Consider the following 14,396-nt stretch of genomic DNA (forward strand, 5'->3'; position numbering starts at 1 on the left):
GGTGGCGCTGCCGGGCGCCGTCCTCAGGGGCCGGTGCTGCCGGAATGCCGTCGTCGTGGGGCCACGGGCGGCCGCGGAGCGGCGGGGGTGCCCGTCCCAAGTCGGTTGCGGTGCGGCCGAGTTCCCTCTTGCTCCGCGCACAGGGAAACCCCTATGACCTGACCGCGCTTCTTGTTCGCACCCCCTCGCGGCATCGAGAATGCGCATGACAACTCAGTGGGCGGCCGGAAGAACTCCGGTCGCCCAAGTCGTAAGAGGGGACCCCCACATGAACAAGCCTCTCCTTGCCGCGCTCTCCTCCCTGGCCATAGCCGGGGTGGGTGCGGCCCCCGCGGTCGCCGCCCCGCAGGCCAAGGCCCCCGCGGCGACCGTCGACTTCGCCGGCACCGTCTCGCTCAGCAACTGCTCGGGCTCGGTCGTCCGCTTCCCCGCCTCCGCGGACACCGACCCGGCGCTCGTGCTGACCAACGGCCACTGCCTGGAGACCGGCTTCCCCGGGCCGGGCGAGGTCATCACCGGCCAGTCCTCCAGCCGCTCCTTCGGCCTGCTGAACTCCTCCGGTAGCAAGGTCGCCACGCTCCGCGCCAACCAGGTCGTCTACTCGACCATGACGGACACGGACATCACGATCTACCGCACCACCACCACGTACGCGAAGATCAAGAGCTCGTACGGCATCAGCCCGCTCACCCTCCAGGACACGCACCCCGCCGCCGGCTCCGCCATCAAGGTCGTCTCCGGCTACTGGAAGCGGATCTACAGCTGCAACGTCGACGGGTTCGTCTACCGGCTCCAGGAGGGCGACTGGACCTGGAAGGACTCGCTCCGCTACACCTCCGCCTGCAACACCATCGGCGGCACCTCGGGCTCGCCCGTGATCGACACCGCCACCGGCAAGGTCGTCGCCGTCAACAACACGGGCAACGAGGACGGCGAGCGCTGCACCGAGAACAACCCCTGCGAGGTCGACCAGAACGGCAACGTGACCGTCCGCAAGGGCATCAACTACGCCGAGGAGACCTACATCATCCCGGCGTGCTTCACCACCGGGAACAAGCTGAACCTCGACGCGTCCGGCTGCACCCTGCCCAAGCCGTAACCCCCGGCCGGAACGTTCACACGGGCGTACGGCGGACCGACCGGCCCGCCAGTACGTCCGTGCGCCGGCCGTCCTCGACGACGAACCGGCCGTCGACCAGGACGTACGGGATGCCGGCCGGCAGCGCGCGGGGCTCGGCGAAGGTGGCGCCGGGGGCGACCGTCTGCGGGTCGAACAGGACCAGGTCCGCCCGGTGGCCCTCGCGCACCAGTCCGCGGTCCGGCAGCCGCAGCCGGGCCGCGGGCCGCCCGGTGAGGTGGGCGACGCACTCCTCCAGCGTGAGCACGCCCAACTCCCTGACGTAGTGGCCGAGATAGCGGGGGAAGGTGCCGTAGGCCCGCGGATGCGGCCTGGCGCCCTGCAGGATGCCGTCGGAGCCGCCGGTGTGGGCGCGGTGCCGCATGATCGTGCGGACGTTCTCCTCGTGACCGACATGCTGGAGGATCGTCGTGCCCAGCCGGTCCTCGGCCAGCAGGCGGCGGGCGGTCGACCAGGGAGTCTCACCGCGCTCCGAGGCCGCCTCCAGGACCGTGCGGCCCACGAGGTCACCGAGGCCGGGGTTCGTCACGCCCGCGATCTCGATCGTGTCCCACTGGACGGGCACCCCGTGGCAGCCGTCCGAGCCGGTCACCTCCAGGTCGTGCCGGATCCGCTCGGCCGTCGCCGGGTCGCCGAGCCGGGCCAGGATCCGGTCCGGCCCGCCCTCGCCCGCCCAGCTCGGCAGCAGCGCGGCCAGGGTCGTGCACCCGGGGGTGTAGGGGTAGGTGTCCAGCGTGATGTCGGCGCCGGAGTCCAGGGCCCGGTCGAGGAGGCCCAGCAGGTCGGGCGCCCGGCCCCGGTTGACGCCGAAGTTCATGGTGGCGTGGGCCAGGTGCAGCGCACAGCCCGCCCGGCGGGTCAGCTCCACCATCTCGGCGTACGCCTCCAGGGCCCCGGCGCCGTAGGAGCGGTGGTGCGGGCAGTAGTAGCCGCCGTACCCGGCCACCACCCGGCACAGCTCGGTCAGCTCGGCGTTGCCCGCGTACATGCCGGGCGTGTAGGTGAGCCCGGAGGACAGGCCCACCGCGCCCTGTTCCAGGCCCTCCGCCACCAGCTGCCGCATCCGGTCCAGCTCGGCGGGGGTGGCCGGCCGGTCCTCCCAGCCGACCGCGAGCGCGCGCACCGTGCCCTGCGGCACGAGATAGGCGGCGTTGACGGCGATGCCCCCGTCCAGCCGGTCGAGGTACTCGCCGACCGTCCGCCAGTCCATGTCGATGTCGTCGCCGTACCCGTTCCAGCCGGTGATCGCCCGGCGGACCTCCTCCCGCGTGCGGTCGTCCACCGGCGCGTACGACAGGCCGTCCTGGCCGATCACTTCGAGCGTGACCCCCTGCGCGGCCTTCGCGCTGTGGTCGGGGTCGCGCAGCAGCGCCAGGTCGGAGTGGGCGTGCATGTCGATGAAGCCGGGGGACAGGACGAGCCCCTCCGCGTCCAGCTCCCGCCGCGCCCCGGGCCGCTGGCAGCCCGCCGCCGCGGCCTCCTTGACGATCGAGACGATCCGGCCGCCGTCCAGGACGACATCGGCGCGGTAGGAATCCGCACCGCTGCCGTCGACGACGTCCGCGTCCCGGATGACCAGGTCCTCCACGGCGCTCCCCTGCTCCCTAGAAGAAGGTGCGGAGGTAGTCGACGACCGTCCCGTCCGCCTCGGCCACCGGGATCAGCTGCCACTTGTCGAACACCGTGCAGGGGTGGGACAGACCGAAGCCGATCCAGTCGCCGACCTCGACGTCCGCCCGAGGGCCGGTGCCCAGCCACAAGTGCTGGTCCGACAGGGCGGTCACCTCGATGCCGGTCGCCGGGTGCTCGGTGCCGTCCCGGCGCACCACGTGGGCCACGGGACGGTCGAGGTCGTAGGCGGCGTCCCGCTTGCCCGCGTTGACGAAGGCCTGCTCGGGACTGGGCCGGGAGACGACCTGCGCCCACAGCCGGAACGCGGGCTCCAGGGAGCCCTCCTCGGGCACCCGGTTGAACGGGGTGAGCCTGCTGTAGTGCACGTCGTCGTGCGAGACGTACGCGCCCGAGCGGAGCAGCTTCAGGACGGGGAGCGAGAGCGCGGGGACCTCGGCGAAGACGTCGGCGACCGCGTCGAACCACTCGCTGCCGCCGGCACTCAGCACGATCTCCCCGGCCCCGGCGAACAGCCCCGCCTTGTCGAACTCGGCGGCGAGAGCCACCAGCCGCCGCAGCCAGTCGCCCACACGGTCCGGTGACGCCCCCGGAACCTGGGCCTCGTAGCCCGCGACGCCCACCAGGCGCAGGGTCCCGGTGCCCGCCACCGCGTCCGCGACCGCCCTCGCGTCCGCGTCCGTGCGCACGCCGGTACGCGCACCCTCGCCCGCGCCCAGCTCCACCACGACGTCCACCGGGCGGGCGGCGCCGCGCAGGGCCGCGTCCATCAGCTCGACCCCGCGCACGGAGTCGACGTAGCAGACGAAACGGAAGTCGGGGTCGGCCGCCAGGTCGGCGGCGATGCGGCGCAGGGCGGCCGGGTCCACGAGTTCGTTGGCCAGGAAGATCCGCCCGAACCCGAACGCCCGGGCCACCCACACCTGGTGGGGCATCGCGAGGGTGATGCCCCACGCCCCGTGCTCGATCTGGCGCCGGAAGAGCTGCGGGGCCATCGAGGTCTTGCCGTGCGGGGCGAAGGCGAGGCCGTGCCGGGCCGTGTACGTCTCCATGAGCGCCAGGTTGTGCTCCAGGCGCTCGGCGGACAGGGCGAGGACCGGGGTGGTGAAGCCGTCGGTGAAGAGGTTGCGGCGCTGGGCGGCCAGCTCGGCGACGGTCAGGCCCGCGGCATCCGGCGGGAGTCCCTTGAAGCGATGGTCGATGCGTTCCTCGGCGAGGCGGGCGAGTGCTTCGGAACCGGCTTCGCGAGCCATGGGCCCTCCCTGATCTGCTGCGTTGCATTATTTGCAACGTGCATTGCGTATGTCGCTCACTGCTGTCTAACATCTCGGCCAACACGGGGTCAACGGACTCCCGCCACCGAGGAGCTACGACGATCGTGACCGTCACCGGAGCCCGCAACGCCCCTGACATTGTGGACGTCGTGGCGCTCGGCGAGTCCATGGTCACCTTCCTGCCCACCCGGCCGGGCCGCCTCGCCGACGTCCCCGCCTTCGAACGGGCCATCGGCGGAGCCGAGTCCAACGTCGCCTGCGTCCTGGCGGCCCGCGGCCACTCCACGCGGTGGGTGAGCCGGGTGGGGGCGGACGGGTTCGGGCAGCACCTGGTCGAGCGGATCGCCGGGTACGGCGTCGACACGAGCGCCGTCAGCATCGACGCCGGCCGGCCGACGGGCATCTACTTCCGCACCGCGGCCGACCGGGCCACCGACGCGCATGAGGTCGCGTACTACCGGACCGGCTCGGCGGCCTCCGCGATGGCCGTCGACAACGTCGATCTGGCCGCCGTGCGCGCCGGGCGGCTGCTGCACCTGTCCGGCATCACGGCGGCACTCTCCGGCGACTGCCTGGCACTGATGCGGGAACTGACGGCCCCGCGGCCCGGCCGCCCCCTGGTCTCCTTCGACGTCAACCACCGGCCCGCGCTGTGGCCGGACGCCGACGGGCCGCGGGTGCTGCTGGAGTTGGCGCGGTGCGCCGACATCGTGTTCGTGGGCGACGACGAGGCACGTCAGGCGTGGGGACTGCACGGCGGCCGGGCCATCCTGGAAGCCCTGCCCGAGCCGGAGATCGTGGTCGTGAAGCAGGGCAGCGGCGGAGCGACCGTGTTCGACAGGAACACCGAGGGGCTCCAGGACGCCGACGGCACCGCGACCTTCGTCCGGGCCCCGAGGGTCGACGTCGTCGCCCATGTCGGCGCCGGGGACGCCTTCGCCGCCGGATTCCTCTCCGCCACCCTGCGCGGCCTGCCCCCGCGAGAGCGCATCCGGCACGGGCACCTGATGGCCGCGGCCGCGCTCACCACGCCCGGCGACCTGGCCGTCCCTCCCACCCGCCACCCGGCCACCGCCCCTCAAGGAGCCCGCCCCGGAGCCGAACGCCCGGGGGGACCCCCGTCGCAGCGCCCCTCCTGGATGAGCCGCGCCGACCGCCTCGCAGCCCTGGACGACGAGGCATGGGGGAGACTTCGACTCGGCCCCGGCTGGACGCAAGCCGGCGAGGCCACCGAGGAGGCGAACACCGCATGAGTCAGACCGTCGACCGCGCCCTGAGCATCCTGCCGCTGCTCGCCGAGGGCCCCGCCGACCTCGGCCAGGTCGCCGACCGGCTCGGCGTCCACAAGTCCACGGCCCTGCGCCTGCTGCGCACCCTGCACGAGCACGGCCTGGTCTACCGCCAGTCCGACCAGCGCTACCGCCTCGGCGCCCGCCTCTTCGCCCTCGCCCAGGAGGCGATGGAGAACCTCGACATCCGCGAGATCGCCCACCCCCACCTCGTCCGCCTCAACGAGAGCTGCGGCCACACCGTGCACCTCGCCGTGTACGAGGAGAACGAGGTCCTCTACATCGACAAGGTCGAGAGCCGCTACCCGGTCCGGATGTACTCCCGGATCGGCAAGCCCGTGGCGATCACCGTCGCCGCCGTCGCCAAACTGCTCCTGGCCGACCTGCCCGAACCCGAGCGCCGCGCCCTCGCGGACAAGCTCGACTACCCCCTCTACACGGCCCGTTCGACCCCCAACGCCGCCGCCTTCCTGCGGGAGCTGGAGCAGGTGCGCGAACAGGGCTGGGCCACCGACCTCGGCGGCCACGAGGAGTCCATCAACTGCGTCGCGGCCCCCGTCCGCGGCGCCGACGGCCGGGTGGTCGCCGCGATGTCGGTGTCGGCGCCGAACGTCGTCGTCACCGCCGAGGAACTCCTCACCCTGCTCCCGCAGGTGCGCCGTACCGCGGACGCGATCAGCGGCGAGTACTCCGGAAGGACGCCGGTGAAGGGCACCCCCGAATGACCGAAACGCCAGCGAAGGGCACCTGCGCATGACCGAGAAGACCGCGCTCACCCCGAAGACCCACACCACCCCGCCCGCGAAGTTCTCCCACGGCGTCAGGAAGGGCAACATCCTCCAGGTCGCCGGCCAGGTCGGCTTCCTGCCCGCCGAGGAGGGCAGGCCCCCGACGCCGGCCGGCCCCACCCTGCGCGAGCAGACCCTGCAGACCCTCGCCAACGTCAAGGCGATCCTCGAAGAGGGCGGCGCGGGCTGGGACGACGCGATGATGATCCGCGTCTACCTCACCGACGTGGCCCACTTCGCCGAGATGAACGAGATCTACAACGCCTACTTCGAGGAGCAGGGCCTCACCGGGCCGCCCGCCGCCCGCACGACGGTCTACGTCGGTCTGCCGGCCGGCCTCCTCATCGAGATCGACGCCCTCGCCGTCCTCGGCTGACGGACCCTTTCTTCACTCACTCCCGCACGCCCCGCACGGCACGGCAACCCCTCGGTCGCCGTGCCGCGCTCCTCCCTGCCCGAAAGCACCGTGCATTTACGAAGAGGCCCCCCATATGTCCTTCCCGCTCGCCGCGACCGCCCCCGCCGCGCCACCCCACACCGGAGGCCTGCTCCTCCTCGTCGACGGCACCCCAGGACTGCTCACCGTCGCCGCCGTCGGCATAGCCCTGCTGCTCTTCCTGATCATCAAGGTCAGGCTCCAGCCGTTCGTCGCCCTGCTCGCCGTCTCCATAACCGTCGGCCTCCTCGCCGGGCTCTCCGTCACCGAACTCTTCGGCACCGTCCAGCGCTCCGACGCCGTCTCCACCGTCGAGTCCGGCATGGGCGGCATCCTCGGCCATGTCGCGATCATCATCGGGCTGGGCACCATGCTCGGCGCGATCCTCGAAGTCAGCGGCGGGGCAGAGGTGCTGGCGACCCGGCTGCTCGGCCTCTTCGGAGAGCGGCGCGCACCGCTCGCCATGGGCCTGACCGGCCTGATCTTCGGTATCCCGGTCTTCTTCGACGTCGGCATCTTCGTCCTCGCGCCGCTCGTCTACGCGGCCGCCAAACTCCCCCAGGACGCCGACGAGCTCCGTCCCGGGGGTACCCCCACCGGCAAGTCGATCCTGCTGTACTGCCTGCCGCTGCTCGCGGGCCTGTCCATGACCCACGCCTTCCTGCCCCCGCACCCCGGTCCGGTCGCCGCCGCCGGTCTCCTCCACGTCCAGCTCGGCTGGGTCGTCCTCATGGGCGTCGTCTGCGGCATCCCCGCCGTCCTGGCCGCCTGGGCGTACTCCGCCTGGATCGGCAGGCGGATCTTCGTCGCCGTGCCCCAGGACATGGCCGAGGCGGCCGAGGAGGCGAAGCGGGCCGTCGTCGCCGAGCAGCGCGCCCAGGGCGTGGAACCGCAGGAGAGGCCGGTGCCGCTCGGCACGGTCCTCGCCGTCATCGGTACGCCGCTCGTCCTCATCCTCGCCGCCACCTTCTCCTCGATCGCCCTCGACCCCTCCACCGGCCGCTCGGTCCTGGAGTTCTTCGGCAGCCCCTTCGTCGCCCTCACCCTCGCGCTGCTGCTCGCCTACTACCTCCTCGGCATCCGGCGCGGCTGGTCCCGCAAGTCCCTGGAAGCCGTGTCGACCTCCTCCCTCAAGCCGGTCGGCAACATCCTGCTGGTGGTCGGCGCGGGCGGGGTGTTCGGCGCGATCCTCAAGGCCAGCGGGGTCGCGCAGGCCCTCTCCGACACCTTCCACGGCGTCGGCCTGCCGGTGATCGTGCTGTCGTACCTGATCTCGCTGGTGCTGCGGGTGGCCCAGGGCTCGGCCACGGTCGCGATCGTGACGACGGCGGGAATCGTGGCCCCCCTGCTCACCGAGGACCACCACTCGCAGGCCTTCGCCGCCCTGGTCATCATGGCCATCTCGGCCGGCTCCATCTTCGCGTCCCACGTGAACGACGGCGGCTTCTGGATGGTCGCCAAGTACTTCGGCATCAGCGAACGCCAGACACTGCGGACCTGGACGGTGCTGGAGTCGGTGCTGTCGGTGGCGGGGTTCGCGGTGGCGGGGGTGGTGAGTCTGTTCGTGTAGGCAGTATGGGTACGTGACCTCATCAGCCTCCCGGCCGTCCGAACCCGTCGGTGCCCTCACCGCGGAACGCGACGCCGTCCTCGACGAGTTGGCCGGACTCCGTGCCGGTGATCCGGCGACCGCCGAGCTGTGCGGGTACGCCGGGGAGCTGAGCCACCGGCTGTACCTGCTGCGCGACGACGACGGCCGGGACGAGGAACTCGCCCTGGCCGTCGAGGCGTTCGAGCACGCCTTTAGCACCCCCGGGCCCGAACCGCTCTGGTCGGCCTGGCGGGTCCGTTTCGGACATCTGCGGGGGGTGCAGTACGAGGACGGTGGCGAGCGCCAACTCCTGGACGAGGCCTTCGCGTTGCTGCGGGCAGGGGTGGAGGGGCTGCCCGAGGGGGACCCCGGGTTCGCCTGGGAGCGGGCGTGGGGCACCCACGTGCTCGCCGTGTGCGCCAAGGTCCGCTGCCTCGCCGACCCCGACTCCGCCGAACTGCTCGAGGAGGCCCTGCGCCGGCACGACGACGCCCTCGACGGCGCGGAGCCGGGCAGCGAGGAGGAGTCCGACCTGCGCGCCGGCGCCGGATACCTGTCCCTGCAGCTGGCCCTGCTGAGCGGCGACCTCGGCGCCGCCGACACCTCGGCCCGCCACTACCGCGCCCTGCTCGGCACCGCCCCGCCCGCCGAACTCCCTCACCTGCGCTACAGCCTGGGCCTCGCGATGCTGGTGCGCGGCCGGGTGCGGATCGACCGGGAGGAACTGGAGGCCGCCCGGGACGCCTTCGACACCGCGCTCACCGACGCCCGGCGGGCGGGCGGACCCGAACCCCACTGGGCGTTCGAGGCCGAGGCCAACGCCCTCCTCGTACGCGCCATGATCTGGGCCACCTGGAAGGACGTCGGCCACAGCCTGGCCGCCGAGGTCGAGCTGCGGCGCCTGCTGGAGCGGCCCGGCGCCGAGGAACAACTGCTGCCGCAGTACCTCGACATGTTCGGACGGCTGCTGTACGAGCGGGCCGCCGCCCGCGACGACGCCGAGGGCAGGGACCGCGGCATCGCCCTCGTCCGCCGGGCCCTCGACACCTGGCGTCCGCAGCGGGACGGCGACATCGGCGCCACCGCACTCTTCCTCGCCCTCTTCCAGCAGTCCCGGCACCACGACGACCCCCGTCCGGACCGTGCCCAGGACGTGCTGCGGGCCGCCGGACTCGTCCTGGACTCGGAAAGCGGCAACCACGACCTGCTCCAGTGCGCCCGCATGCTCGACGCCTGGGCCCGCTTCACCCTCGTCGACCACGGGGAACTGCCCGAGGTCGACGGACAGCCGGAGGGCCTCGACGCGGAACGGCTGAAGGAGACCTGGGACGCACTGCTCGACGACATCCGCGAGGGCCGCACCTTCTTCGACTTCGGCGAGGAGGAGTTCCTGCGGGGCCTCGAACGGGACGTCGTCGGGTCCCACCGCCGCATCCGGGGCTTCGAGCAGGCCCTCGCCCGGCTGCGCTCCCTCGAACCGGGCAGCCCCGCCCGCGCCCACCTCGCCTCGCTGATGCTGAACAACCTCACCCTCGTCGACCCCGAGGGCACCCACGTCACCGCCGAGCACCGGCGGGAGCTGACCGGGGCGGTCCTGGAACGGGCCGAACTGGACCCGGCCTGGCGCGGGCCGGCGAACGCCATCACGGGCGTCGCCCGGCTGCACGAGGAGATGAGCAGCGGCTCCGGCGCCGGGCTCGACGAGGTGCTCGCCCACTTCGACCGGGCGGAGGCCGACGGAGGCCTCGGCGACAAGTCCGGCCACGCCCTCGCCCTCGCCCGCTTCCTGGCCCAGACACAGCGCGGCCAGACCGGCGGCGCCGACGACGACATGGAGGCCGGCGCCGCCACCTGGCGCCGGCTGCGCTCCGACCCCGGCCTGCCCGCCCATCTGCGCACCCTGATGGACCTCCAGCAGGCGGGCTTCGACGCGCACGCCGCCATCCGGCGCGGCGACCTGCCCGACGCCGACCGGCACATCGCCGCGCTCACCGAGGGCCATGCCACGCTCAGCGACGAGGACCCCTCCCGCATCGAGATCCTCACCCACCTGGAGAACGCCCGCGCCGGGCGCGACAACCTCGCCGGTCACCTCGGCGTCCCCCCGCTGCCCGCGCTCGCGGCCCGCCCGAGCGCGGCCGAACTGCGCCGCCAGGCACAGCGGTTGCCCCGCGACCACCGTGCCTGGGTGCTCGGCGACAACGGCATGACCCGGTTCGTGCACGCCGCCGCCCAGCACGACGGGCCGGGCATCATGGCCGCCACCGGCCTGCTCCGGGAGGCCCACGAGCTGTGCGAACCGGGCAGCGACAGCCGCCTGCGCTACGCCAACGGCCTGGGCATCGCCCACTGCGCGCTGTCCGAGCTGGAGATCGACCGGGTGCGCCGCAGGGAACGCCTGGCCAAGGGCATCGCCCTGCTGGAGGGCGCCTTCGCGGAGACCGGCGGCCCCGAGCACCGCCTCCATGCCGACACCGGCCTCGCGCTCGCCCGGGCCCTGCGTGCCCGCGACGACCTGCACCGCCGCGACCGCGACGGCGCCCGCGCCACGGGCCTGGAGTCGCTGCGCGGCCACGCCTGGGCCGCGCTGCTGCAGTCCGGCACCGACCATGCGACGGTCGCCGCCGCGCAGGCTACCCGGGCCGCGCTGGAGGTGGCCGGCTGGTGCCTGCGCGACGACCGGCCCGAGCAGGCCCTCAGGGCCCTGGACGCCTGCCGGGGCCTGGTCCTGCACGCGGCCCTCACCTCCGCGACCGTCCCCGACCTGCTCACCGCCACCGGCCACACGGACCTGGCGGACGAGTGGCGGGCCGCCGGAGCCGACGCGGGCGAGCAGGCCACCGACCCGCTCACCGCCACCCGGACCCCCCTCACCGTCCCCAGCACCCTGCGCCGCCGCGTGCTGGCCGCGCTCACCGGCACCGACGCCCCCCACCAGGCCCGGCTCCTCGACCCGCCGGCCCCCGACGAGATCGCCGAGGCCCTGCGCGCCCTCGCCAAGGACGCCCTCGTCTACCTGGTGCCGGCCACGGAGGACACGCCGGGCACCGCCCTCGTCGTCACGTCGCGGGGCGCGGTGCACGCCGTGCCCCTGCCGACCCTGACGGAGGACGCGGCCCCGCTGAAGGAGTACGGCCCGGCCCAGGGACTGTCCCGCGAGCCCGGACCCCGCGAGCCCGGACCCCGCACGGACGGCCGCGGCGAGGACGTCCGCCACGACGACCGCCACCGAGAGGCCGGCTCCCGTACGGACGGCCCCCGTAGGGACCACCGCGGCGAGGACGGCCGCGGCGGCGACGTCCCCGGCCAGGGCGACCTCCGCGAAGGCGGCCCCCGCGAGGTCGGGCGTCGTGAAGTCGGCCGTGGTGACGGCGTCCCCGGTCCGGGCCATCCCCGCGAGGGCGAGCCGCGCGATCTCGGTCCCGTGCCCGGGCTGCGTCCCACCGCGCCGCCCTCCCTGCGCGCCCAGCTCGACCGGCTGAGCGGCTGGGCCTGGTACGCGGCGATGAAGCCCCTGCTGGAAGCCTTCGAGATGCCGGCCGGGCGGATGCCCCGCCTGGTGCTGGTGCCCATGGGCAGGCTGGGGCTGGTGCCCTGGCACGCGGCCTGGCAGGCGGGCGGGCCGCGCGGGCGGCAGTACGCGCTGCAGGCCGCCGAGATCTCCTACGCCGCCTCGGCCCGCCTGTTCTGCCAGGTGGCCGCCCGGCCCGCCGCCGAGCACACCGGCGCCGCCCTGATCGTCGGCAACCCCACCGGCGATCTGCGGCACGCGGGCGAGGAGGCCGACGCCGTCCAGCGGGCCTTCTACCCCGGCGCCCGCTTCCTGGGCCGCCGCACCACCGGCCCCACCGACGGCCCGGGCAGCCCGGGCGAGGTGCTGCGCTGGCTGCGCGAGACACCGCAGGACGGCGGCGTGCTGCACCTGGCCTGCCATGCGTCCGTCGCCGAGAACGCCCGTCGCAGCGCCTATCTCTCGCTGCACGACGGGCAGCTGGCGGCCGAGGAGATCACCGGGGCGGGCGGCGAACGGCTCGGCCTCGTCCTGCTGGCCGCCTGCCGCAGCCATGTCTCGGGCCGCGGCCACAACGAGGCCTACAGCCTCGCCACCGCCTTCCTCGCGGCGGGCGCCCGCTCGGTCGTCGGCTCGCTGTGGCCGGTCCCGGACGAGGCGACCTCGGTCCTGATGTTCCTCACCCACCACTTCCTGCGCACCGACGGCGAGCCCCCGGCCCGGGCCCTGCGCCGGGCCCAGCTGTGGATGCTCAACCCCGATCGTGAACTACCGCCGGGTCTGCCGGAGTTCCTCGCCGACCGGGCCCGCCGCACCGACCCGCACGACCTGAGCGCCTGGGCCGGCTTCACCCACCTGGGGCACTGACCCCTACGGCGTGTCCGGCACCAGCGTGCGCAGCGGCACGGTCACCGCCGTCCAGCGTCCCGCCGCCCCCAGCACGGGCCCCAGGACGCGGCCGCCGGTGGCCGTGTCCCACGGGGGCAACTGGAACGGCACCGTGCTCAACTCCCGGTCCGCGACGATCAGTTTGAGCCAGTCCCGGCTCTCGGCGCCCGGCACCGCCGCCCGGGAGGCGGGCAACGACAGCTGCACGGGGTCGCCGTCCAGCGCATGCCCCGTGTGCCCCGGTCCGATGAAGTGCCCCGGATACAGCACCGGATCGCAGGCGTAGGCGTCGGTCAGGTCCAGCAGCACGCACCACAGGGTGCGGTCGGGGGAACGGTTGTGCAGCCGGATCGACACCCACGGCGGGCGCGGGCCGGCCGGGCCCGGGAGGTACGGGCAGACCAGCTCCCCGGACGCGTCCGTACGCAGCGGCTCGTCCGAGCCCCACGGGACGATCTCCAGCTCCACCAGCCCGTCCAGCAGCGAGGGCCGCGGGGCCAGATCGCGCAGCTGGTGCCAGCGGGCGAGGTGGCCCAGGCAGTCCGCGACCCGCCCGGCGTCCCCCGGGCCCCTGAACGGCAGGGGCGCGGTGAACTCGGTGCCGTCCCGCCGCAGGAGGCGGGCCCGTCCGTCCTGCACCCGCACCCGGAAGTGCAGCCCGTGCGCGTCCTCGGGACCCTCCACCAGCCTGACCATTGCGCCGAGTTCGCCGGCCAGCCACTCCTCGTCCTGTGCGGATCCGTCCACCGTCACGCTGGCCGCCGGCAGCGCGACCTGCGACAGCGCGACCGGATACACCCGCTCCGGCTCCGGCTCCCAGTCCACCGGCGTCACCAGCGTCCGGGCGGCCGACACCTCCACCGCCCGCACCACACCCCGGCCCGGCCCCTCGTCCAGCGCCGCGAACCGGGTGTCCTGCGCCTGTGCAGCGCCCTCCCGCAGCCCGTGCACGGCACCGCAGTCCACCTCCCAGCCGTCGGCGCCGTACCGCAGCAGATGCGGGCTCGCCGACTGGACCGCGCCGCCCAGCAGCGGCCGGTCGGCCGGGCCGCCCGGAGCATCGGGGAAGAGCACCGGATGCTGGGTGCTGCCCGCCCGCTGCACCCGCGCCGCGGCCCCCGCCAGCAGCTCCCGGCAGGTGGCGCCGGGCCCGGCCGCCCGCACCGCGCCGAGCAGCGCATGCGTGAACGCCCCGTGCTTGTGCCCCTCGAACCAGCCCTCGTACGACGGCTCGTCCAGCCGGCTCGCCGCCAGCAGCACATGCCGGGGCGGTCCGCCGGGCCCCCTCGTCTCCTGCCCGGCCAGGTCCCAGCCGGGCCGGGGCGGCGCGTACCGCTCGGTCAGCTCCGCCTCCCGGGTCGCACCTCCCGAGTGGCAGCAGTCCAGCACCGCCGTGACCTGCGCGCCGCCCGCCGCGACCCGGTCCAGCAGCGCGCCGAGGCGCTTGTCGGGCAGCGGCCCGTCCACGCACACCAGCGCCTGGTTCATGCCCGTCGCCTCGATCAGCAGATCGGCGCCGGCGGCGGCCTCCTGCGTGCCGTGCCCGGAGAACCAGAGCAGCGCGGTGTCCCCGGGACCGGCCGAGCCCAGGTGCCCGAGCACCGCGTCGGTCACGGCGTCCACGGTCGCCTCGCCGTTCATCAGGACGGCGATGTCGGCCCGTTCGCCGGCCGACTCCGTCAGCAGCCGGTGCGCCTCGGCGATGTCGTTCACACAGCCGCCGAGCGTGCTCGCCACGGAGGCCGGATAGTCGTCGATGCCCACCAGGAGGGCCTTGATCGAGCTCATGAAGGAGAGTTTGCCAGGGGCGCACGGGGGTCAATACGACGTACGGAGATGCACTCTTGACGTG

The 14,396-nt window shown here is 73.9% G+C and carries 9 protein-coding genes; 6 read left to right on the forward strand and 3 right to left on the reverse strand.

What is annotated here, in order from left to right; translation table 11 throughout:
* Window positions 1-268 precede the first annotated feature (268 nt).
* Window positions 269-1,099 carry a trypsin-like peptidase domain-containing protein gene (locus tag ACFZCP_RS01345; protein WP_391422998.1) on the forward strand — a complete coding sequence of 277 codons (831 nt, stop codon included), beginning with the start codon at window positions 269-271 and terminating at the stop codon, window positions 1,097-1,099.
* A 16-nt stretch (window positions 1,100-1,115) separates the two neighbouring features.
* Here the strand turns inward: ACFZCP_RS01345 and ACFZCP_RS01350 are convergent, their stop codons facing one another.
* Window positions 1,116-2,726, reverse strand: a complete 1,611-nt coding sequence (locus tag ACFZCP_RS01350; protein WP_391423000.1) for an amidohydrolase family protein — start codon at window positions 2,724-2,726, stop codon at window positions 1,116-1,118.
* Between the two features lie 16 nt (window positions 2,727-2,742).
* Window positions 2,743-4,020, reverse strand: coding sequence for an alanine racemase (locus tag ACFZCP_RS01355; RefSeq protein ID WP_391423001.1), 1,278 nt, complete (start codon window positions 4,018-4,020; stop codon window positions 2,743-2,745).
* Between the two features lie 125 nt (window positions 4,021-4,145).
* Between ACFZCP_RS01355 and ACFZCP_RS01360 the strand changes: the two genes are divergently transcribed.
* The 5 genes from ACFZCP_RS01360 to ACFZCP_RS01380 all read left to right on the forward strand — a co-directional run bounded on the left by ACFZCP_RS01360 (window position 4,146) and on the right by ACFZCP_RS01380 (window position 12,523).
* Window positions 4,146-5,294, forward strand: a complete 1,149-nt coding sequence (locus ACFZCP_RS01360) for a PfkB family carbohydrate kinase (protein WP_391423003.1) — start codon at window positions 4,146-4,148, stop codon at window positions 5,292-5,294.
* Entirely contained in the window at window positions 5,291-6,055 is a 765-nt protein-coding gene (locus tag ACFZCP_RS01365) for an IclR family transcriptional regulator C-terminal domain-containing protein (protein ID WP_391423005.1), read from the forward strand. The genes ACFZCP_RS01360 and ACFZCP_RS01365 overlap by 4 nt, the downstream gene beginning before the upstream one ends.
* A gap of 28 nt (window positions 6,056-6,083) precedes the next feature.
* The gene (locus tag ACFZCP_RS01370; RefSeq protein ID WP_391423007.1) at window positions 6,084-6,494 is read left to right on the forward strand and encodes a Rid family hydrolase; all 411 of its coding nucleotides are present in this window, start codon (window positions 6,084-6,086) and stop codon (window positions 6,492-6,494) included.
* A 115-nt stretch (window positions 6,495-6,609) separates the two neighbouring features.
* The gene (locus ACFZCP_RS01375) at window positions 6,610-8,124 is read left to right on the forward strand and encodes a gluconate:H+ symporter (RefSeq protein ID WP_391423009.1); all 1,515 of its coding nucleotides are present in this window, start codon (window positions 6,610-6,612) and stop codon (window positions 8,122-8,124) included.
* 13 nt (window positions 8,125-8,137) lie between these two features.
* Window positions 8,138-12,523, forward strand: a complete 4,386-nt coding sequence (locus ACFZCP_RS01380; RefSeq protein ID WP_391423011.1) for a CHAT domain-containing protein — start codon at window positions 8,138-8,140, stop codon at window positions 12,521-12,523.
* Window positions 12,524-12,526: 3 nt separating this feature from the next.
* Here the strand turns inward: ACFZCP_RS01380 and ACFZCP_RS01385 are convergent, their stop codons facing one another.
* Entirely contained in the window at window positions 12,527-14,332 is a 1,806-nt protein-coding gene (locus ACFZCP_RS01385) for a caspase family protein (protein ID WP_391423013.1), read from the reverse strand.
* Window positions 14,333-14,396: the final 64 nt, after the last annotated feature.

The organism is Streptomyces sp. NPDC007971 (assembly GCF_042958635.1).
In the GTDB taxonomy this organism is placed as follows: Bacteria; Actinomycetota; Actinomycetes; order Streptomycetales; family Streptomycetaceae; genus Streptomyces.

Bases quoted from the DNA above. Each gene is read 5' to 3' on its own strand.
- ACFZCP_RS01355 (WP_391423001.1), bottom strand. From the start codon at position 4,020: ATGGCTCGCGAAGCCGGTTCCGAAGCACTCGCCCGCCTCGCCGAGGAA.
- ACFZCP_RS01375 (WP_391423009.1), top strand. From the start codon at position 6,610: ATGTCCTTCCCGCTCGCCGCGACCGCCCCCGCCGCGCCACCCCACACC.
- ACFZCP_RS01370 (WP_391423007.1), top strand. From the start codon at position 6,084: ATGACCGAGAAGACCGCGCTCACCCCGAAGACCCACACCACCCCGCCC.
- ACFZCP_RS01345 (WP_391422998.1), top strand. From the start codon at position 269: ATGAACAAGCCTCTCCTTGCCGCGCTCTCCTCCCTGGCCATAGCCGGG.
- ACFZCP_RS01365 (WP_391423005.1), top strand. From the start codon at position 5,291: ATGAGTCAGACCGTCGACCGCGCCCTGAGCATCCTGCCGCTGCTCGCC.
- ACFZCP_RS01385 (WP_391423013.1), bottom strand. From the start codon at position 14,332: ATGAGCTCGATCAAGGCCCTCCTGGTGGGCATCGACGACTATCCGGCC.